General features: G+C 72.6%; 18 protein-coding genes. 10 read left to right on the top strand and 8 right to left on the bottom strand.

Going from position 1 to position 19043, the window contains the following annotated elements; translation table 11 throughout:
- Positions 1 to 229: 229 nt before the first annotated feature.
- Together IC607_RS13290 and IC607_RS13285 are read right to left on the bottom strand one after the other, a co-directional pair.
- Positions 230 to 1279 carry a hemolysin family protein gene (locus IC607_RS13290; RefSeq protein WP_191787891.1) on the bottom strand — a complete coding sequence of 350 codons (1050 nt, stop codon included), beginning with the start codon at positions 1277 to 1279 and terminating at the stop codon, positions 230 to 232.
- Positions 1276 to 2592: a hemolysin family protein gene (locus IC607_RS13285; RefSeq protein WP_370526219.1), complete on the bottom strand. Its 1317-nt coding sequence runs from the start codon at positions 2590 to 2592 to the stop codon at positions 1276 to 1278. The genes IC607_RS13290 and IC607_RS13285 overlap by 4 nt, the downstream gene beginning before the upstream one ends.
- Before the next feature lie 218 nt (positions 2593 to 2810).
- On the opposite strand from IC607_RS13285, the gene IC607_RS13280 reads away from it, so the two are divergent.
- From IC607_RS13280 to IC607_RS13265, 4 genes are all read left to right on the top strand, one after another.
- Positions 2811 to 3572 (top strand): response regulator transcription factor, encoded by a 762-nt coding sequence (locus tag IC607_RS13280; RefSeq protein ID WP_191787890.1) that lies wholly within the window; start codon positions 2811 to 2813, stop codon positions 3570 to 3572.
- Between the two features lie 4 nt (positions 3573 to 3576).
- A complete protein-coding gene (locus tag IC607_RS13275; protein WP_370526218.1) occupies positions 3577 to 4683 on the top strand; it encodes a sensor histidine kinase in 1107 nt (368 codons plus the stop codon).
- Between the two features lie 307 nt (positions 4684 to 4990).
- On the top strand, positions 4991 to 8803 hold the full coding sequence (locus IC607_RS13270; RefSeq protein WP_191787888.1) for a multifunctional oxoglutarate decarboxylase/oxoglutarate dehydrogenase thiamine pyrophosphate-binding subunit/dihydrolipoyllysine-residue succinyltransferase subunit: 3813 nt from the start codon (positions 4991 to 4993) through the stop codon (positions 8801 to 8803).
- A 158-nt stretch (positions 8804 to 8961) separates the two neighbouring features.
- Positions 8962 to 9555 carry a GDSL-type esterase/lipase family protein gene (locus tag IC607_RS13265; protein ID WP_191787887.1) on the top strand — a complete coding sequence of 198 codons (594 nt, stop codon included), beginning with the start codon at positions 8962 to 8964 and terminating at the stop codon, positions 9553 to 9555.
- Between the two features lie 36 nt (positions 9556 to 9591).
- Here IC607_RS13265 and IC607_RS13260 read toward each other — a convergent pair whose 3' ends face one another.
- From IC607_RS13260 to IC607_RS13250, 3 genes are all read right to left on the bottom strand, one after another.
- Positions 9592 to 10197 carry a PadR family transcriptional regulator gene (locus IC607_RS13260; protein ID WP_191788102.1) on the bottom strand — a complete coding sequence of 202 codons (606 nt, stop codon included), beginning with the start codon at positions 10195 to 10197 and terminating at the stop codon, positions 9592 to 9594.
- Positions 10197 to 11000 (bottom strand): DUF4097 family beta strand repeat-containing protein, encoded by an 804-nt coding sequence (locus IC607_RS13255; protein WP_191787886.1) that lies wholly within the window; start codon positions 10998 to 11000, stop codon positions 10197 to 10199. Before IC607_RS13255 ends, IC607_RS13260 begins: the two co-directional genes overlap by 1 nt.
- A gap of 176 nt (positions 11001 to 11176) precedes the next feature.
- Entirely contained in the window at positions 11177 to 12265 is a 1089-nt protein-coding gene (locus tag IC607_RS13250; protein WP_191787885.1) for a type IV pilus twitching motility protein PilT, read from the bottom strand.
- A 156-nt stretch (positions 12266 to 12421) separates the two neighbouring features.
- Between IC607_RS13250 and IC607_RS17905 the strand changes: the two genes are divergently transcribed.
- Entirely contained in the window at positions 12422 to 12496 is a 75-nt protein-coding gene (locus tag IC607_RS17905) for a 50S ribosomal protein bL37 (protein WP_118766687.1), read from the top strand.
- Between the two features lie 100 nt (positions 12497 to 12596).
- Here IC607_RS17905 and rsrA read toward each other — a convergent pair whose 3' ends face one another.
- Both rsrA and IC607_RS13240 read right to left on the bottom strand, forming a co-directional pair.
- Positions 12597 to 12902, bottom strand: a complete 306-nt coding sequence (rsrA, locus tag IC607_RS13245) for a mycothiol system anti-sigma-R factor (protein WP_191787884.1) — start codon at positions 12900 to 12902, stop codon at positions 12597 to 12599.
- Complete coding sequence (locus tag IC607_RS13240) at positions 12899 to 13708, bottom strand: sigma-70 family RNA polymerase sigma factor (RefSeq protein ID WP_370526215.1); 810 nt, start codon at positions 13706 to 13708, stop codon at positions 12899 to 12901. Before IC607_RS13240 ends, rsrA begins: the two co-directional genes overlap by 4 nt.
- Before the next feature lie 153 nt (positions 13709 to 13861).
- Between IC607_RS13240 and IC607_RS13235 the strand changes: the two genes are divergently transcribed.
- From IC607_RS13235 to IC607_RS13215, 5 genes are all read left to right on the top strand, one after another.
- Positions 13862 to 14341 (top strand): DoxX family membrane protein, encoded by a 480-nt coding sequence (locus tag IC607_RS13235; RefSeq protein WP_191787882.1) that lies wholly within the window; start codon positions 13862 to 13864, stop codon positions 14339 to 14341.
- A gap of 78 nt (positions 14342 to 14419) precedes the next feature.
- Positions 14420 to 15703, top strand: coding sequence for a 3-phosphoshikimate 1-carboxyvinyltransferase (gene aroA / locus IC607_RS13230; protein ID WP_191787881.1), 1284 nt, complete (start codon positions 14420 to 14422; stop codon positions 15701 to 15703).
- A 13-nt stretch (positions 15704 to 15716) separates the two neighbouring features.
- Entirely contained in the window at positions 15717 to 16775 is a 1059-nt protein-coding gene (gene rsgA / locus IC607_RS13225; protein ID WP_191787880.1) for a ribosome small subunit-dependent GTPase A, read from the top strand.
- A gap of 20 nt (positions 16776 to 16795) precedes the next feature.
- Positions 16796 to 17587, top strand: a complete 792-nt coding sequence (locus tag IC607_RS13220) for an inositol monophosphatase family protein (protein ID WP_191787879.1) — start codon at positions 16796 to 16798, stop codon at positions 17585 to 17587.
- Positions 17584 to 18309, top strand: coding sequence for a class I SAM-dependent methyltransferase (locus IC607_RS13215; RefSeq protein WP_191787878.1), 726 nt, complete (start codon positions 17584 to 17586; stop codon positions 18307 to 18309). The genes IC607_RS13220 and IC607_RS13215 overlap by 4 nt, the downstream gene beginning before the upstream one ends.
- Here the strand turns inward: IC607_RS13215 and IC607_RS13210 are convergent.
- The gene (locus IC607_RS13210; protein WP_370526214.1) at positions 18299 to 19039 is read right to left on the bottom strand and encodes an HAD family hydrolase; all 741 of its coding nucleotides are present in this window, start codon (positions 19037 to 19039) and stop codon (positions 18299 to 18301) included. The genes IC607_RS13215 and IC607_RS13210 overlap by 11 nt on opposite strands.
- Between the last annotated feature and the right edge of the window lie 4 nt (positions 19040 to 19043).

Raw genomic sequence — 19043 nt, 5'->3', positions numbered from 1 at the left:
CGTGGGAACCCTTCCAAGCCCCCTGGACGCACGTCCAACCGATCGGCCCATGAGCCCGGGCGGAACCCGGACCCACCCAGCCACCACCATGCGCGCGACACGCCGCACGACACGCCGAGAGGGCCGCACGACGACCGCGCGACAACGGTTTCCCGGGCCCGGGCCGGGACCCGCGGCCCCAGGCCCGCGACCCTCTCGACCGGTTGTGAAGATCTTGTGCGCGCAGACGTCACCGCCCCGGCCACTGCTCCCGCTGCATCGCGTCCCGCACCTCGCCGACGAGCTCCTCGAGGATGTCCTCCAGGAACACGACGCCCACGGTGGCACCCCCGTCGACGACCCGCGCCAGGTGGGCACCCGATCGCTGCATCGCCCCGAGCGCGTCCTCGACCTCCGCGTCCGGACCCACGACGGCGAGCGCCCGCACACGCCACGTCGGCACGGCCAGCGTGCGCGTCGCCGCGTCGGCGTACAGGACGTCTTTGAGGTGCAGGTAGCCGGCGGCCACACCGTCCTCGCCGAGCACCGGGAAGCGCGAGAAGCCGGTCCGAGCGACGAGCCGCTCGACGTCCTGCGGCGTCGCGCCCAGCTCCACGGTCGTGAGCTCTGCCGCGGGCACCATGACGTCGCGCGCGGTCCGGTCGGAGAACTCGATCGCACCGCGCAGCAGGCCCTCGGAGTCCTCGAGCAGCCCCTCCGCCTGCGAGCGCTCGACGATCGACTGGACCTCCTCAGCGGTGAAGGCCGACGACACCTCGTCCTTCGGTTCGACACCCACCGCCCGCAGCGCGTGGTTCGCCAACCAGTTCAGGACAACGATGATCGGCCGGACGACCCGCGCGATCCACACGAGCGCCGGCCCGAACCAGAGCACGGCACGGTCGGGTCCGGCCACGGCGAGGTTCTTCGGCACCATCTCACCGAGCACGACGTGCAGGTACACGACGACGAGCAGCGCGACCGTGAACGCGATGGGGTGCGTCCACTGGTCCCCCACACCGATCGCGTGCAGCGGGTCCTCGATGAGGTGCGCGATGGCCGGCTCGGCCACGACACCCAGGCTCGTCGAGCACACGGTGATGCCCAGCTGCGCGCACGCGAGCATGAGCGAGACGTTCTCCATGGCCCACAGGACCGTGCGTGCACGGCGGTCACCGGCCTCCGCCCGGGGCTCGATCGAGCTGCGGCGCGCGGAGATGATGGCGAACTCGGCGCCGACGAAGAACGCGTTGGCGGCCAGCAGGCCGATCGCGATGACGAGCGCGGTGGTGCTGTTCACGCGTCCTCCCCCGTCTCGTCGTCGAGCGCGACGACGCGCAACCGCTCGACGCGGCGCCCGTCCATCCGCTCGACCTGCAGCAGCACGCCGTCGACGTCAAGGCTGTCCCCCTCGGCCGGGATCCGGCCGAGCCGCGCCATGACGAGGCCGCCGAGCGTCTCGTAGGGACCGTCGTCGGGCACCTTGAGCCCGGTGGTCTCGGTGAGCTCGTCGGGCCGCAGGACTCCCGGCAGGTGCCACGAGCCGTCCGCGGCGCGGGCCGCGGACGTCCGACGCCGGTCGTGCTCGTCGGCGACGTCCCCGACGAGCTCCTCCACCACGTCCTCGAGCGTGACCACGCCCGACGTGCCGCCGTACTCGTCGACCACGACGGCCATCTGCAGCCCCTGCTCGCGCAGCTCCACCAGCAGCGGGCCCAGGTGGACGGTCTCGGGAACCTGGGGTGCGTCGACCATGAGGGCCGCGGCCGGGACCTCGGCGCGTCGCTCGTAGGGCACCGCGACGGCGCGGCGCACGTGCACCAGGCCGACGATGTCGTCGTTGTCGTCGCCGATCACGGGGAACCGCGAGTGGCCGGTCGCGCGCGCCAGGGACGTGACGTCGGCCGCGGAGTCGTCGCGGCGCACGACGACGAGGCGCTGCCGGTCCGTCATGACGTCGACGGCCGTCAGCTCGAAGAAGTCGATCGAGTTCGTCAGCAGCGTGGCCGTCGACTCGTCGAGCGTCCCGACCTCGGCGGACCGCCGCACCAGCGCGGCGAGCTCCTGCGGGGACCGCCCGCCGGACAGCTCCTCGCGGGGCTCGATCCCCACCCGCCGCAGCAGGGCGTTGGCGCTCCCGTTGAAGAACGCGATGACGGGGTGCAGCGCCGTGGTGAACGCGCTCTGGAACGGGATGACCGCCCGTGCGGTGGCCAGCGGGCGAGCGATGGCGAAGTTCTTGGGGACCAGCTCGCCGATCACCATGGAGAAGCCGTTGACCAGGATGATCGCGACGACGGCCGCGATCACCCCGGACAGGGCGGTGCCGAGCGGGCCGTCGAGCACGGACCGCAGCAGCCGCAGCACGGCCGGCTGCGTCGTGTACCCGAGGAGGACCGTGGTGACGGTGATCCCGACCTGCGCACCGGACAACTCGGTGGACAGCCGGCGCAGCGCGCGCAGCACGCCCTGACCGGCACGGTCGTCGCGCGGGGTCTGCTTCTCGACGACGCCCGGGTCCAGCGTGACCAGCGAGAACTCGCTGGCGACGAAGACCGCGGTGCCGAGGGTCAGGACGATGCCGAGACCGACCAGCAGCCACTCGGTCAGCACTCGGGGCCCCGGTGGTTCGGGGCGGTGGACAGTTCAGCGAGGGGGCCGGCACGGTCGGGCCCTGGCCTGCAGGCCTGGGCGGGACGCCGGCAGCGACTTGAGCTGCTCATGGTGCGACCTATCGTAAAGCGGGAGCGCGCCGCTCGTCGGGGTTCGTCCACAGGCGCGTCCGGCACGGACAACGCCCGACGACGCGCGTCGTGTGCCAATCTGGGCGCATGACGACTCCGAGCGGTGCACGGGTGCCCGCGCCAGGGCGCGGGTCCACGACGGTGCTGGTCGTCGAGGACGAGCCCGCGATCGCGCAGGCCATCGCGCGCCGCCTCGCGGCGGAGGGCTGGGCGGTCGAGGCCGTCGGTGACGGTCTGCTGGGCGTCGAGCGCGCCGCCACGCTCCAGCCCGACGTCGTGGTCCTGGACGTCATGCTCCCCGGGATCGACGGGCTCGAGGTGTGCCGACGCATCCAGGCGGAGCGTCCCGTCCCGGTCCTCATGCTCACGGCCCGCGACGACGAGACGGACATGCTGATCGGCCTGGGCGTCGGTGCCGACGACTACATGACCAAGCCCTTCTCGATGCGCGAGCTCGTCGCCCGCACCAAGGCGCTCCTGCGGCGCACCGAGCGCGCCGCGCAGGCGGCCGAGCTGGCCGTCGCGGCCCAGCCCGACCCGCCGGTCGAGATCGGCGACGTGCTGATCGACCGCGCCCAGCGGCGCGTGACCCGCGACGGCGCCGAGGTGCACCTGACGCCCACCGAGTTCGACCTGCTCCTCGCGCTCGTCGCGAGCCCGCGCACGGTGCTGACCCGCGAGCGCCTGCTCGCCGAGGTCTGGGACTGGGTGGACGCGAGCGGCACGCGGACCGTCGACTCCCACATCAAGGCGCTGCGTCGCAAGCTTGGCCCGGACCTCATCCGCACCGTGCACGGCGTCGGGTACGCCTTCGAGCCGGCCGACACCCATGAGCAGGACGGCGCCTGACCCCGTGGCGGTCGTCCCCCGGCACGTGCGCGGCGAGCCCGGCCGCTCGCGGCTCCCGGACGTCCGTCCGCTCGACCGGTTCAGCTCGATCAAGGTCAAGCTGGGTGTGCTCGTGGCGGCCACCGTCACGCTCGCGTCGTTCATCACGTGGCTGGGGCTGTCCAAGCACCTGGGCCCGACGAGGACGCTTCCGCTGGCCATCGTCATCTCCCTGGTGCTCACCCAGGTCCTGGCCCGGGGCATGACGTCGCCGCTGCGCGAGATGACGCACGCGGCACGGCAGATGGCGTCCGGCGACTACACGTGGCGCGTGCGCGCGACGAGCGCGGACGAGGTGGGGCAGCTCGCCGAGGCGTTCAACACCATGGCCGACGACCTGCAGCAGAACGACCAGTTCCGCCGCGAGCTCGTCGCGAACGTGTCGCACGAGCTGCGCACCCCGGTGACCGCGCTGCAGGCCCAGCTCGAGAACATCGTCGACGGCGTCGACGAGGCGGACCCCGCGACCATGGAGGCGGCGCTCGCCCAGACCGAGCGGCTGGGGCGCCTGGTGACCTACCTGCTGGACCTGTCCCGTCTCGAGGCCGGCGACGCGCCCCTGGAGATCAGCCAGGTGCGGCTCGCGGACTTCCTGCAGGAGGCCGCCGACGGCGCCCAGCTCGTCGGCGCCGACAAGCACCTGCGCTTCCCGGTCAGCGTGCAGCCCCCCGACCTGTCGGTCCCGGCGGACCCGGAGCGCCTGCACCAGGTGGTCGCCAACCTCCTGCACAACGCCGCGCGGCACTCCCCTGCCGACGACGAGGTGCGGCTCGAGGCCAGCCGCGTGGGCAGCGACGTGCGCATCGACGTGATCGACAACGGCCCCGGCATCGCCGCCGCCCAGCGCGCGCACGTGTTCGAGCGGTTCGTGCGGGGGAACAGCCCGGCGACCACCGGCCAGGTCTCGACGGGCGGCACCGGGCTGGGTCTGGCCATCGTCCGCTGGGCCGTGGAGCTGCACGGCGGCCGCATCGAGGTGGCCGACACCGAGACGGGGTGCACGATGCGTGTGACGCTGCCCGCCTCGGGCGCCCCGCCGACGGGCGAGATCGCCGCGCTCACCACCCTGTGAGGAACCCGACACCGGGCGGTACCGAGCGGCACCGCCCGGGCATCCGACCGAGCCCGCGCGGCGCCGTCTCAGCGGGGCGGTCAAACCATGACCTGCGAGGGCGTCCGTCGACCTGCGCTTGAGGGCGGGGAGCCGGTGTCCTTGCCCGGATTTGACCGTGCTGTGTCGAGCAGGTGAAGAGGTCTCGCCCGGTGTCCGATCTGGCCGTTTCCCCGAGTCGTGGGACCGCGGGAAGGCCGTAGTGTTGACGCCGACAGAACCGGCAACGACGCGGACGAGGTCCGCAGCGGAAGTGGGCGATCCTCGCGTGTCCCAGAAGGCGGAGCCTGACTCGATCCGTGCCGATTTCGGCGCGAACGAATGGCTCGTGGACGAGTTGTACGAGCAGTACCTGAAGGACAAGAACGCGGTGGACCCCGCGTGGTGGGACTTCTTCGAGGGCTACAAGCCCGGCGAGCAGGATGCGACGACGAACGGCAACGGTGCCGCTCCCGCCACGGACGCTCCCGCTCCCCCGAGGGCCCAGCCGACGCAGGTCAAGGAGGCGCCCTCGAAGGACGAGCCGATGCCGGCCGTCCCCACGGCGCTCCCGCCCAAGCCGAAGCACCTGCCGGCCGACCCGACCGCGAGCGCGGCGACGAAGACCGTGGACGCCGAGCCGGCGCCCGTGTCTTCCCCGGTCGCCACCGCGCAGCCCGCGACCGCGCCGTACGCCGAGGCCGCGCTCAAGGCCACGGCGCAGGCCGACGGGGCCGTCGACGACGTGCAGAAGCTGCGCGGCCCGGCAGCTCGCGTGGTCACCAACATGGAGGCCTCGCTCGAGGTCCCCACGGCGACGTCGGTGCGCGCCGTGCCGGCCAAGCTGATGGTCGACAACCGCATCGTCATCAACAACCACCTGTCCCGCGGCCGCGGCGGCAAGATCTCGTTCACGCACCTGATCGGCTTCGCGCTGGTCGAGGCGCTCGAGCAGATGCCCGCCATGAACGCCGCGTACACCCCGATCGACGGCAAGCCGGGCTTCACGCAGCCGGCCCACGTCAACCTCGGCATCGCGATCGACCTGGCCAAGCCGGACGGCACGCGTCAGCTCATGGTCCCGTCGATCAAGAAGGCGGACACGCTCGACTTCGCGCAGTTCTGGAGCGCCTACGAGGACGTCGTGCGCCGTGCGCGCGGCAACAAGCTGACGGTCGACGACTTCGCCGGCACGACGATCTCGCTGACCAACCCCGGCACGATCGGTACCGTCCACTCGGTGCCGCGCCTCATGCAGGGGCAGGGCACGATCATCGGCGTCGGCGCGATGGACTACCCCGCAGAGTTCGCGGGCACGTCCGAGGACCGCCTCAACGTCATGGGCGTCTCGAAGGTCCTGACGCTGACCAGCACGTACGACCACCGGATCATCCAGGGCGCGCAGTCGGGCGACTTCCTGCGCATCCTGGGTGTGAAGCTGCTGGGCGAGGACGGCTTCTACGACCGTGTCTTCGCGGCACTGCGCGTGCCGTACGAGCCCGTGCGCTGGGTCCGCGACACCTCCAGCGACCCGGACGCGGAGGCCATCAAGCCGGCCCGCATCGGCGAGCTCATCCACTCGTTCCGCTCGCGCGGCCACCTCATGGCGGACACCGACCCGCTCGCGTACCGCCAGCGCAAGCACCCGGACCTGGACATCCAGACCCACGGCCTGACGCTGTGGGACCTGGACCGCTCGTTCCCCACCGGCGGGTTCACCGGCAAGCCGCGCGCCAAGCTCCGCGACGTGCTGGGCCTGCTGCGCGACTCGTACTGCCGCACCACGGGCATCGAGTACATGCACCTGCAGGACCCGCGCCAGCGCCGCTGGCTCCAGGAGCGCCTGGAGTCGGGCTACGCCCGCACGCCGCGTGAGGACCAGGTCCGCATCCTGCGCCGCCTCAACGCAGCCGAGGCGTTCGAGACGTTCCTGCAGACCAAGTACGTGGGCCAGAAGCGCTTCTCGCTGGAGGGCGGCGAGTCCGTCATCCCGCTGCTCGACGCGATCCTGTCCAAGGCCGCCGACAACGGCCTCGACGAGGTCGGCATTGGCATGGCCCACCGAGGCCGCCTGAACATCCTGGCGAACATCGCGGGCAAGTCGTACGCGCAGATCTTCAGCGAGTTCGAGGGCAACCAGGACCCCAAGTCGGTCCAGGGCTCGGGCGACGTGAAGTACCACCTGGGCACCGAGGGCACGTTCACGGCCGAGTCCGGGGCGACGACGCAGGTCTACCTGGCCGCGAACCCGTCGCACCTCGAGGCCGTCGACCCCGTCCTCGAGGGCATCGTGCGCGCCAAGCAGGACCGCATCGACCTGGGCGGCGACGGCTTCTCCGTCCTGCCGATCCTCATCCACGGTGACGCGGCGTTCGCCGGCCAGGGCGTGGTCTTCGAGACCCTCAACCTGGCGCAGCTGCGCGGCTACCGCACCGGCGGCACGATCCACGTGATCATCAACAACCAGGTCGGCTTCACCACGGGCCCGTCGTCGTCGCGCTCCTCGCAGTACGCGACCGACGTGGCCAAGGGCCTCCAGGTGCCGATCTTCCACGTGAACGGCGACGACCCCGAGGCGTGCGTCCGCGCCGCCGAGCTGGCGTTCGAGTACCGCGAGCAGTTCGACCGCGACGTCATCATCGACATGCTGTGCTACCGCCGCCGCGGTCACAACGAGGGCGACGACCCGTCGATGACGCAGCCGCTCATGTACAACCTCATCGAGGCCAAGCGCTCGGTGCGCAAGCTCTACACCGAGACGCTCGTGGCGCGCGGCGACCTGACGATGGACGACGCGGAGCAGGTGCTGCAGGACTACCAGCAGCAGCTGGAGCGCGTGTTCGCCGAGACTCGCGAGGACGGCTGGACGCCCCCGCCCGCCGAGGCCGTGGCCGGTCTGGAGCGCCCGGAGTCGCAGCTCGAGGACGCTGGTGTGATGGTCGGGTGGAAGACGGCGATCGAGGCCGACACCCTGGAGCGGATCGGCAAGGCGCACGTGCGTCCGCCGGAGGGCTTCACCGTCCACCCCAAGCTGGCGCAGCTGCTCGCCAAGCGCGAGCAGATGTCGCGCGAGGGTGGCATCGACTGGGGCTACGGCGAGCTGCTCGCGTTCGGGTCGCTGCTCGTGGAGGGCACCCCGGTGCGCCTGGCCGGGCAGGACTCGCGTCGCGGCACGTTCGTGCAGCGTCACGCGGTCATGCACGACCGCGAGACGGGCGCCGAGTGGACGCCGCTGCTGTACCTGTCGCAGGACCAGGCGAAGTTCTGGGTGTACGACTCCTCGCTGAGCGAGTACGCCGCGCTCGGCTTCGAGTACGGCTACTCCGTGGAGCGCCCGGACGCGCTGGTGCTGTGGGAGGCGCAGTTCGGCGACTTCGTCAACGGCGCCCAGACGATCATCGACGAGTTCATCTCGTCTGCCGAGCAGAAGTGGGCCCAGCGCTCGTCGGTCGTGCTGCTGCTGCCGCACGGCTACGAGGGCCAGGGGCCCGACCACTCGTCGGGCCGCATCGAGCGGTTCCTGCAGCTGTGCGCGCAGGACAACATGATCGTGGCCCAGCCGTCGACGCCCGCGTCGCACTTCCACCTGCTGCGCCGCCAGGCCTACCAGCGCCCGCGCAAGCCGCTGGTGGTCTTCACGCCCAAGTCGATGCTGCGCCTCAAGGCGGGCGCGTCCGCGGTGGAGGACTTCACCTCGGGCACGTTCCGGCCGGTCATCGGGGACGACCTGGCCGCCGCCAAGGCCGGCCAGGTGGACCGGGTCCTGCTCTGCTCGGGCAAGGTCTACTGGGACCTGCTGGCGCAGCGCGCGAAGTCCGGCGACGAGCGCACCGCGATCGTCCGCGTCGAGCAGCTGTACCCGCTCGACGGCGAGGCGGCGAAGGAGGCGCTCGCGCCCTACGACGGTGCCGAGCTGGTGTGGGTCCAGGACGAGCCGCAGAACCAGGGTCCGTGGTCGTTCGTCTCGATGCACCTGCCGCAGCTGCTCGGTCGCACGCTGCGCGTCGTGTCGCGTCCCGAGTCGGCGTCGCCCGCGGCGGGTTCGGCCAAGAAGCACCAGGCCCAGCAGGCATCGCTCGTCGAGCAGGCCTTCGCCCGCTGACGTCGGCCCGCTGACCACGAAGGCCACCCCCTGCGCAGGGGGTGGCCTTCGTCGCACCCGCGACACGCTCACGCAGCGAGCTCCGCACCAGGACGGCCTGAGACACTGGGGCTCAGCAGAGGACCGGACGGTTGGACCGAGACCGAGGAGTGGTGGCGTTGGGTGAGCTGAGGCTCGTGGTGGTCGGCGACGAGCTGGTTGCCGGTACCGGGGACCCCAAGGCCCTGGGGTGGGTGGGCCGCGTCGCGGCCCGCACCACGGGCGCGGACAGGCTCACGGTCGTCACGCTCGCGGTCCCGGGTGAGACGACGACGGAGCTGGGCGCCCGATGGGAGGACGAGGTGCGCCGGCGCCTGTCACCCGAAGCCGACAACCGGCTGGTCGTCGGGCTCGGGCGTGCGGACCTCGGCGCCGGGCTCTCGTTGGCCCGCAGCCGCCTCAACCTCGCGAACGTGCTCGACGTCGCCGAGCAGTGGAAGGTGCCCGCGTTCGTCGTCGGACCCCCTCCCGGCAAGGTCGCGGACGCCGACCGGCTGGCCGACCTGGCCGCGGCCTTCGGCGACGTCGCGAGCCGGCGGCGCGTCCCGTACGTCGACACCTACTCCCCCTTGGCGGCGCACGAGCAGTGGCTCGGCGACATGGCCGCGGGCGACGGCGAGCTGCCCAGCCAGGCGGGCTACGGCCTCATGGCGTGGCTCGTGCTCCACACCGGCTGGCACACCTGGCTGGGTCAGCCCGACGACGAGGCGTAGGACCACCCGCACGACCGCCGACGGGTACATCGCGGGCTACCGCAGCGTGTCGCGCAGCACCTGCCGCGCGTCGTCGAGCGTGCGTCGCACGAGCGCCACGGTCTGCTCGTCGACGCGGCCGGCGGCGGCGGCCCGCCGCAGGTCGGCCCGCACCTCGTCACGGAACCTGTTGATCAGCCCCTCCGCCTCGGCCGCCCGGGCGTGGGCCGTGTGCCGCGCGTCGTCGCCCGCCGAGTACCCGGGCACCGCCGACGCGCGGGCCTTGCGGGCCTGCGCCTCCAGCTCGGCCCGCAGGCCGCGCATGGATCCGCGGGCGTCGTCGCGCACCTGGAACGCACGCTCGCGCACGGTCTCGGCGATGCCCTCCTCGAGGTCCGAGATCTCGTCACGCCGCGACGCGAGCTCGGCGCGGCCGGCGTCGGTCAGCGCGTAGACGCTCTTGCGCTCCTCGTCGGTGCGCGTCACCAGACCCTCGTCGACCAGGCGCGACAGCCGCGGGTAGATCGTCCCGGCGCTCGGCCGGTACGTGCCCCCGAACCGCGCGGTCAGCTCGGTGATGAGCTCGTACCCGTGCTTGGGCCCGTCCCCGAGCAGCGCGAGCAGGTAGAGGCGCAGCTGGCCGTGGGCGAACACCGGCGCCATCACGACGCGCTCCGCAGCACCGTGACGTGGCCGGAGACCGTGTTCGCCGAGACGAAGCAGGTGCCGTCGCCGCGCACGACGTCCACCTTGCGCTGGCCCGGCTTGCCACCCTTGTACTCCTCGCCGTCCACGACGAGCCGTCCCGAGACGGACTGCGCCTGCAGCTTGACACCCTGCTCCTGCGGCAGCCGCAGCGTGACGTCGCCGGAGACCGTCGACGCGGTGACCGACGCCGACCCCCCGGTGACGTCCAGGGTGAGCCCGCCCGAGACCGAGTTCGCCTGCACGAGGCTCAGCTCGCCGGATGCGGACAGGTCACCGGAGACGGTGTTGAGCTTGAGGGTGCCGGCGTGCTCGCGGACGACGATCTCGCCGGAGACCGTGTGCGCGGACAGCCGCCCGCGCGTCCCGTCGGTGACGAGCGAGCCGGACACGGTCGACACCGACGCGTCCTCCTCGATCCCGGCGAGCAGCCCCTCGGCGCTGACGGTGCCGAGCTTGGTGCGCACGTCGCGGGGCACCGCGATGGCCACGTCGGCCCGGTCCTTGTCCCGGAAGTTGCGGAACTTCTCGAGCCAGCCCTCCCAGCCGCCGAGCGTGAACTGGTAGCCGACGCGCAGCTCACCGCCGTCGAGCGTCACCTCCAAGGGGCGCCCGTCGACCGAGTGCACCTCGATGCGCGTCGTCGGCTCGTCGTGCGCCACCACGTCCACCCGCCCACCGACGAGCTGCACGCGCAGCGCCTCGACCTGCTCGACCTCGATGATCTGCGGGCCTCCGACGACCCACGACTCCTCAGCCATGACATGCTCCATTCGCGATATATCTCGTCCGTCGCAAGACAAGATATATCGCGTCCCTCCAGAGGGCAACCCCCATCGGGCGCCCCCGCAACGACGAGCGCGCCCCTCGCGCATCGAGCGCGCCCGCTAGATGGGGTGCGCTCGACGCGCGAAGGGCGCGCTCGGAGGGGGAAGTGCTACGCGACCAGGCCCGCCTGGCGGAGCTCGACCGTCAGGTCGTGGGGGTTCGACGAGGCCGAGACGGCCTCCTCGTACGTGATGACGTTGTCGCGGACCAGCTGGAACAGGTGCTGGTCGAACGTCTGCATCTTGTAGTAGTCGCCCTCGCGGATCAGGTCGATCAGCGGCGGCGCCTCGGCCGGGTCCAGGATCGCCTCGGCCGTGCGGCCCGTGTTGATCATGACCTCGATCGCGGGCCGGCGGCCGCCGCCGTCGGCGCGCCGCACCAGGCGCTGGGAGACGATGCCGCGCAGCGCCTGCGCGAGCGCCACGCGCACCTGCTTCTGCTCGTGCAGCGGGAAGAAGTCGACGATGCGGTTGATCGTCTCGGGCGCGTCGATCGTGTGCAGCGTCGAGAGGACCAGGTGACCGGTCTCGGCGGCGGACAGGGCGGCGCGGACGGTCTCGATGTCACGCATCTCACCGACGAGGATGACGTCGGGGTCCTGACGCATCGCGGCACGCAGTGCGGAGGTGAAGTCGGCGGTGTCCTGGCGGATCTCACGCTGGGAGACGATCGCCTTCTTGTCCTGGTGCAGGATCTCGATCGGGTCCTCGATCGTGACGATGTTGACCTCGCGGTACGTGTTGATGAGGTCGACCATCGACGCGAGCGTCGTCGTCTTGCCGGACCCCGTCGGGCCCGTCACCAGCACCAGGCCACGCGGCTCGAGCGCGAGCTCGCCGACGACCTCGGGCACGTGCAGGTCGCCGAGCGACTGCGCGCCCACGGCGACCCGGCGGAAGACCATGCCGTACGTGCCGCGCGCCTGGTAGGCGTTGACACGGAACCGGCCGACGCCGGGCAGCGAGTACGCGAAGTCGGCCTCGTGCGACTGGCGGAACTCCGCGACCAGGTCGTCGGGCAGGACCTCCTCGAGCATGCGCTCGGTGTCCGCGGGCTTGAGGTCGGGGACCTGCAGCTTGCGCAGGCGGCCGTCGACGCGCACGCGGGGCGCCGAACCGACCTTGCAGTGCAGGTCGGAGCCGCCCGTGCTCGCGAGGGCGTGCAGGAACGGGATCACGGACTGGGTCGGCTGCGTCACGTCCGATGCATCGGCCCGCGAGACGGTCGACTTGAGCCGATTGCGTCCCGACCGCCCCCGTGTGGGAGACTTGATGGTCGTCGTGCACGTCGTGCAACCGACGTGCACCTCGCCTCCTGCCGGCCGCCGGTAGAGGCGCAACCCGAAGGAGATCCCATGAGCAAGCGTGGCCGCAAGCGCCGCTCCCGTGCCGGGAGCGCCGCGAACCACGGCAAGCGTCCCAACGCCTGATCACCGATCAGTCACTGGGCGCGGCCGTCCGCGAACTGACGAAGGCCCCGGCAGCGCAGCAGCGCACCGGGGCCTTCGTCGTGCTCGGGGTCCTCCGACGTCAGTTGTCGGACGCGCTCTCGACGATCGTCGTCCGCACCGTGACCGTGAGGCTCGCGCGCACCTTGGCGCGGAGCTCGTCGGGCGCCAGGTCCGCGGTCGCGTAGCAGCGCTGCACCAGCTTCTTCACCACGAGCTCGACGTCGTGCTCCTCGAGGCAGCCGTGACAGCCCGCCAGGTGCGCACGCACGCGCTCGGCGTCGTGCTGCTCCAGCTCCGCGTCGAGGTAGGCCCACAGCTCGTTGACCGCCTCGTCGCAGCCGCAGTCGCCAACCGCCTTGGCAGGCGGTTCCGTCCACTCGCTCATCGTGCGTCCTCCGTGCCGGCGGGTGCCGCGGCGACGAGGCCGCGCTCCCGCGCGTAGTCGGCCAGCATCTCGCGCAGCTGGCCCCGGCCTCGGTGCAACCGCGACATCACGGTCCCGATGGGCGTCCCCATGATCTCGGCGATCTCCTTGTACGCGAAGCCCTCGACGTCCGCCAGGTACACGGCGATGCGGAACTCCTCGGGGATGCGCTGCAGCGCGTCCTTCACGTCGGAGTCGGGCAGGTGGTCGAGCGCCTCGGCCTCGGCCGAGCGCAGGCCCGACGACGTGTGCGACTCCGCGCGGGCCAGCTGCCAGTCCTCGATCTCCTCCGCGTGCGACTGCTGGGGCTCGCGCTGCTTCTTGCGGTAGGAGTTGATGTACGTGTTGGTGAGGATGCGGTACAGCCACGCCTTGAGGTTGGTGCCCGGGCGGTACTGGTGGAACGCCGCGAACGCCTTGGTGAAGGTCTCCTGCACCAGGTCCTCGGCGTCGGCCGGGTTGCGCGTCATCCGCAGGGCAGCGCCGTACAGCTGGTCCAGGTAGACCAGCGCGTCAGCCTCGAAGCGCGCGTTGCGCGCCGCCTCGTCCTCGGATTCCGGGGCCCGGTTCGTGTCCCCGTCGATGTCCTCGCTCATTGGCCACGAGCCTATGCCGGAAACGGCGGCTCCACTGGCCAGCGTCCGGGCCGTGGGCTCAGCAGGCTGCCAGGGGGTGAAGTCCTGCGCAGTCGTCTGGGTGGGCAACTGGGTGGGCAACGTCGTCGTCGGACGTGTCGCTGCGGGACGTGGGGGTGAGGCGCACGGCATGTGGGGCACAACCGTCGGCGCGCCGACGACATTCCCGACACCCGTCGCGCGGCCCTCCCCCGTCGCGTCCCGCGCCGCCGCCGACTAGCGTGGCTGCCAGGACCACGGCCGGGCACCGACCAGCCCGCCCGGCCGAGACGAAGGAGATCTGCCGTGCTGCTGCGCCGCCTCGCCCGCCCGCTGTTCGCGAGCTGGTTCGTCGCCGAAGGGCTCGACGTGGTGCGTCATCCCGCCGCTCACACCGCCGACGTCCGCGGCGCGCTCGCCATGATCCAGCGCCGGACCGGCGTCGAGCTGCCCACCCTGTCCGACCGTCAGCTGACGAGCGCGGTGCAGGCCCACGGTGTGGCGATCGCCGGCGCGGGCGCGCTGCTCGCGGCGGGCCGCGCGCCGCGCACGGCCGCCCTCGCGCTGGCCGTCCTGACGGCGCCGCTCGTCGTGGTGAACCTGCCCGACAAGGAGGCGGACGGCCGCGACAAGGTGCTGGCCAAGGGGCGGCGCGAGCGGTTCGTCCGCGCGCTGGCCTTCACCGGCGGCGCCATCCTCGTCGGCATCGACCGCGAGGGCCGTCCCGGCGTCTCCTGGCGGATGCACGACGCGTGGGACCGGCACAAGCCGACGACCGACGACTGAGCCGACGTTGCCGGCTGACCCGGTCCGCACCCCGGGCACCCGGCCGCCACCAGCGCACGGGCCACTAACCTGGGTGCCATGACGACCGCGACCGCCCCGCTCTGGCCGGCCCCTCTCGCACCGGAGCCGCTGGACGCCGTCGTCGACGTGCCCGGCTCCAAGTCCCTGAGCAACCGCTACCTGGTGCTCGCCGCGATCGCGGACTCCCCCAGCCTGCTGTGCAGCGTGCTCGCGTCGCGCGACACCCACCTCATGGCGGCGGCGCTCGAGACGCTGGGCGTCCAGGTGGACCGCGGCACCGACTGGGCCGTGACGCCCGGGCGGCTGCGCGGGTCGGTGACGATCGACTGCGGGCTCGCCGGCACGGTGATGCGGTTCCTGCCCGCGGTCGCCGCGCTCGCCGACGGCCCGGTGCACTTCAAGGGCGACGTCGAGGCGCTCGCACGGCCCATGGGACCGGTGATCCGCGCGCTGCAGGCGCTCGGCGTGCGCGTCGACGAGGAGGGCGACACCGGTCGGCTGCCGTTCACGGTCCACGGCACCGGCTCGGTCGAGGGCGGGCACGTGGACGTCGACGCCTCCGCGTCGAGCCAGTTCGTCTCTGGCCTGCTGCTCGCGGGCGCTCGGTTCGAGCGCGGCCTCGTCGTGCGCCACACCGGTCCCACCCTGCCGAGCCTGCCGCACATCGAGATGACCGTAGAGGTGCTGCGGGCAGCCGGTGTGCGGGTCGACGACTCGCGTCCCGCCATCTGGGAGGTGGCACCGGGGGCGATCACGGGCCGTGACGTGCGCGTCGAGCCCGACCTGTCCAACGCCGCACCCTTCCTGTGCGCCGCGATGGTCGCGGGTGGAACCGTCACCGTCCCTGGCTGGCCGTCGAGCACCACTCAGCCCGGTGGCCTGCTGCCCGGCTTCCTGGAGCGGATGGGCGCGCGCACGTCCCTGGACGGCGACCGCCTGTCGGTGACGGGGACGGGCGCGATCCACGGCGTCGACCTGGACCTGCACGCCGCGGGAGAGATCGCGCCGACGATCGCCGCGCTCGCGGTGCTCGCCGACTCCCCCACCCGGTTGCGCGGCATCGCGCACCTGCGCGGTCACGAGACGGACCGGCTGGCGGCGCTGGCGGCCGAGATCACACGCCTGGGCGGCCAGGCGGAGCAGACGTCGGACGGCCTGGTCATCACGCCGCGCCCGCTGCACGCCGGGGTGTGGCGGACGTACGCCGACCACCGCATGGCGACGGCCGGCGCGCTGATCGGCCTGCGCGTCCCCGGCGTCGAGGTCGAGGACGTCGCGACGACGGCCAAGACGATCCCCGACTTCGTCGGGCTGTGGACCGGGATGCTCGGCGCGCGCTGATGGCGGCGATCTGATGGCGCAGCGGCAGTACGACGAGCGCGACGTCCGGGTCCGTCCGGGCCGTGGCAGCCGTCCCCGTACCAAGCAGCGCCCCGAGCATGCCGACGCCGTGTCCGCGCTGGTCACGGGCGTGGACCGCGGCCGGTACACGGTCCTGGTCGACCCGGGCGGTCCCGACGAGCGGCGCACGGTCGCCATGAAGGCGCGCGAGCTGGGCCGCAACCGGGTGGTCCCGGGCGACCGCGTGGACCTGGTCGGCGACTCGTCGGGCGACGAGGGCAGCCTGGCCCGCATCGTGCGCATCACCGACCGGCGCACGGTCCTGCGCCGCACGGCCGACGACACCGACCCCATCGAGCGCATCATCGTCGCCAACGCCGACCAGCTGGTGGTCGTGACGGCCCTGGCCGACCCGGAACCCCGCACGCGCATGATCGACCGCTGTGTCGCCGCGGCCTATGACGCCCGCATGGACGTGCTGCTCGCGCTCACCAAGGCCGACCTCGCCGACCCTGCCGAGCTCGTCGCGATGTACGCCCCGATCGGCGTGCGGGTGGTGGTGACGCAGACGTCAGGCCCGCGCGACGAACGCGTCATCCACGGCCTGTCCGACCTGCGGGAGGCGCTCGACGGGCGCATGTCCGTGCTCGTCGGGCACTCGGGCGTCGGCAAGTCCACGCTCGTCAACGCGCTGGTCCCAGACGCATCCCGGGCCACCGGCGTCGTCAACGACGTCACGGGCCGCGGCCGGCACACGTCGACGTCGGCCGTCGCCCTGCGCGTCCCGTCCACCGACGCCCCCACCTGGGTCATCGACACCCCGGGCGTGCGCAGCTTCGGGCTCGCGCACGTCGACCCACAGCACCTGCTGGGGGCGTTCGGGGACCTGGCCGACGTGGCCGACGAGTGCCCGCGCGGCTGCACGCATGCCGACGACGCCCCGGACTGCGAGCTGGACGAGTGGGTCGCCACGGCGCCCGACGACGAGGTCCGCGCTGCCCGCGCCGCGCGCGTCGAGTCGTTCCGCCGCCTGCTGGCCAGCCGCCTGGGCACGGCCGACGACCGGACCTGACTCCCGCTAGGTTGAGCGCCATGAACCTGCGCTCCGGGTACGACGACGACCTGCGCCTGGCCCACGTGATGGCCGACCAGGTGGACGGCCTGACGATGTCCCGCTTCAAGGCCCAGGACCTGCGGGTCGAGACGAAGCCGGACCTGACGCCGGTGTCCGACGCCGACAAGGCGGCCGAGGAGCTGATCCGCAGCCAGCTGTCCCGGGCCCGCTCCCGCGACGCGGTGCACGGCGAGGAGGGCGCGGACACCGGGTTCGGGCCGCGCCGGTGGGTCGTCGACCCGATCGACGGCACCAAGAACTTCGTGCGCGGCGTGCCGGTGTGGGCCACGCTCATCGCGCTCATGGACGGCGACGAGGTCGTCGTCGGCGTCGTCAGCGCACCCGCGCTCGGCCGCCGCTGGTGGGCGGCCCAGGGCACCGGCGCGTGGACGGGGAAGTCGCTGGCCTCCGCGACGCAGCTGCAGGTCTCGCGCGTGGACCGGCTCGCTGACGCGTCGTTGTCCTACTCGAGCCTCACGGGCTGGGAGGAGTGCGGCCGGCTCGACGGCTTCCTCGATCTGGCCCGGTCGGTGTGGCGGACCCGCGCCTACGGCGACTTCTGGTCGCACGTGCTGGTCGCCGAGGGCGCCGTGGACGTGTCCTGCGAGCCCGAGCTGGAGCTGCACGACATGGCGGCGCTGGTCCCGATCGTCACCGAGGCCGGCGGCTCGTTCACGTCGATCGACGGGACGCCCGGACCGCTCGGCGGCTCGGCGCTCGTGACGAACGGCCTGTTGCACGAACAGGCGCTCGAGGCCCTACGGGCATGACCGCCGAGCGCGCGCGTTCCTTCGCAGCCGGCGTCGGCGTGTACGCCGCAACGCGGCCCGGCTACCCGGATGACGCCGTCCGCTGGGCCGTGCCGGAGGGTGCGCACACGGTCCTGGACCTCGCCGCGGGGACCGGCAAGCTCACCGCGTCGCTCGTCGGGCTGGTCCCGCACGTCCTGGCCGTCGAGCCGACCGACGAGATGCGTGCCGAGCTGCAGCGGACCCTGCCGGGCGTGCCGGCGACGGCCGGGACCGCGGAGGCCACCGGGCTGCCCGACGTGTCGGTCGATGCCGTCACGGTCGGTCAGGCCTGGCACTGGTTCGACCAGGCCGCTGCGTCGGCCGAGCTGGCCCGCGTGCTGCGCCCAGGTGGCCAGCTCACGGTCCTGTGGAACATCCGCGACGAGTCGGAGCCGTGGGTCGCCGAGTTCTCGCGGATCGTGCACCGCGGCGACGACCTCGCCGACCACTTCGACTCGCCCGTCCTCAGCGACGACTTCGGTCCGCTCGAGGCGGCCGAGTTCCGCTGGGTGCAGCGGATCCCCACGGCGGCGCTGCGCCCGTTGGCTGCGAGCCGGTCGTTCCTGCTCACCATGCCGCCCGACGAGCGCGAGGCACGGCTGGCCGAGATCGACGAGCTGGTCGCGACCCACCCGGACCTGGCCGGCGACGCGGCAGACCAGCCGTACGTGGTGCGCGCCTACCGCGCGTTCAGGCGCTGATCCTCAGCAGCCCGGGCAGCTCGTCGAGGGACGTGATGCGAGCCTGCACCGCCGCCGCCTGGTCGTGGCTCACCGGGATGCGCCGGTCGCCCGGGCGATCCAGCCAGATGCCGACGAGGCCCGCGTCCCGTGAGGCGATGGCGTCGAGGACGACATCGTCACCGACGTAAGCCGTGCGTGCGGGCTCGGTGCCCAGTCGGCGGCAGGCCTCGGCGAAGGCGCGTGGGTCGGGCTTACCGAATCCGAGCGTGTCGACGCCGACGAGCATCGGCACGCGGTCCCCCAGGCCGGCGCGCTCCAGCTTGGCGACCTGGTAGGCCGTGGCTGCGTTCGACAGCGCCCCGACGACGAGGCCGGCGGCCAGCAGCTCATCGACCACTGCCGACGCGTCGTCGTGCGCCACCCACGCGTCGCGGAAGCCCGTGTCGAACACTGCGTCCCAGGCCTCGTACGCGTCGTCGTCGAGGACGGGCCCTCCGAAGGCGGCGTGCAGGTCGTTCGCGCGAGCCATCCGCTGCGCCCGATACGTCGTCTCACCGCGCGTGTAGGCGCCGTACTGGTCGTTGACGTCCGCGCGCCAGGCGAGGACGAGCTCGTCAGCGCGCTCCGGCGGCACGTCCGGCAGGTACTGCCGGGCGACGAGCGACAACGCGTGCGCGAACGCCTCGCGCGTCGCGACGAGCGTGTCGTCGATGTCGAACAGGACCCCGTCGACGGGCGGAAGGCTCACAGCG

Origin of the sequence: Cellulomonas sp. JH27-2, from assembly GCF_014837175.1 — a bacterium.
Taxonomy (GTDB): Bacteria; Actinomycetota; Actinomycetes; order Actinomycetales; family Cellulomonadaceae; genus Cellulomonas.
This window is presented reverse-complemented; position numbering and strand designations above follow the sequence as displayed.

Excerpts from the sequence above, each read along its gene's own strand:
- aroA (WP_191787881.1), top strand. The coding sequence starts at position 14,420 with ATGACGACCGCGACCGCCCCGCTCTGGCCGGCCCCTCTCGCACCGGAG.
- IC607_RS13220 (WP_191787879.1), top strand. The coding sequence starts at position 16,796 with ATGAACCTGCGCTCCGGGTACGACGACGACCTGCGCCTGGCCCACGTG.
- IC607_RS13240 (WP_370526215.1), bottom strand. The coding sequence starts at position 13,708 with ATGCCGTGCGCCTCACCCCCACGTCCCGCAGCGACACGTCCGACGACG.
- rsrA (WP_191787884.1), bottom strand. The coding sequence starts at position 12,902 with ATGAGCGAGTGGACGGAACCGCCTGCCAAGGCGGTTGGCGACTGCGGC.
- rsgA (WP_191787880.1), top strand. The coding sequence starts at position 15,717 with ATGGCGCAGCGGCAGTACGACGAGCGCGACGTCCGGGTCCGTCCGGGC.
- IC607_RS13215 (WP_191787878.1), top strand. The coding sequence starts at position 17,584 with ATGACCGCCGAGCGCGCGCGTTCCTTCGCAGCCGGCGTCGGCGTGTAC.
- IC607_RS13260 (WP_191788102.1), bottom strand. The coding sequence starts at position 10,197 with ATGGCGCCGGTGTTCGCCCACGGCCAGCTGCGCCTCTACCTGCTCGCG.
- IC607_RS13255 (WP_191787886.1), bottom strand. The coding sequence starts at position 11,000 with ATGGCTGAGGAGTCGTGGGTCGTCGGAGGCCCGCAGATCATCGAGGTC.
- IC607_RS13280 (WP_191787890.1), top strand. The coding sequence starts at position 2,811 with ATGACGACTCCGAGCGGTGCACGGGTGCCCGCGCCAGGGCGCGGGTCC.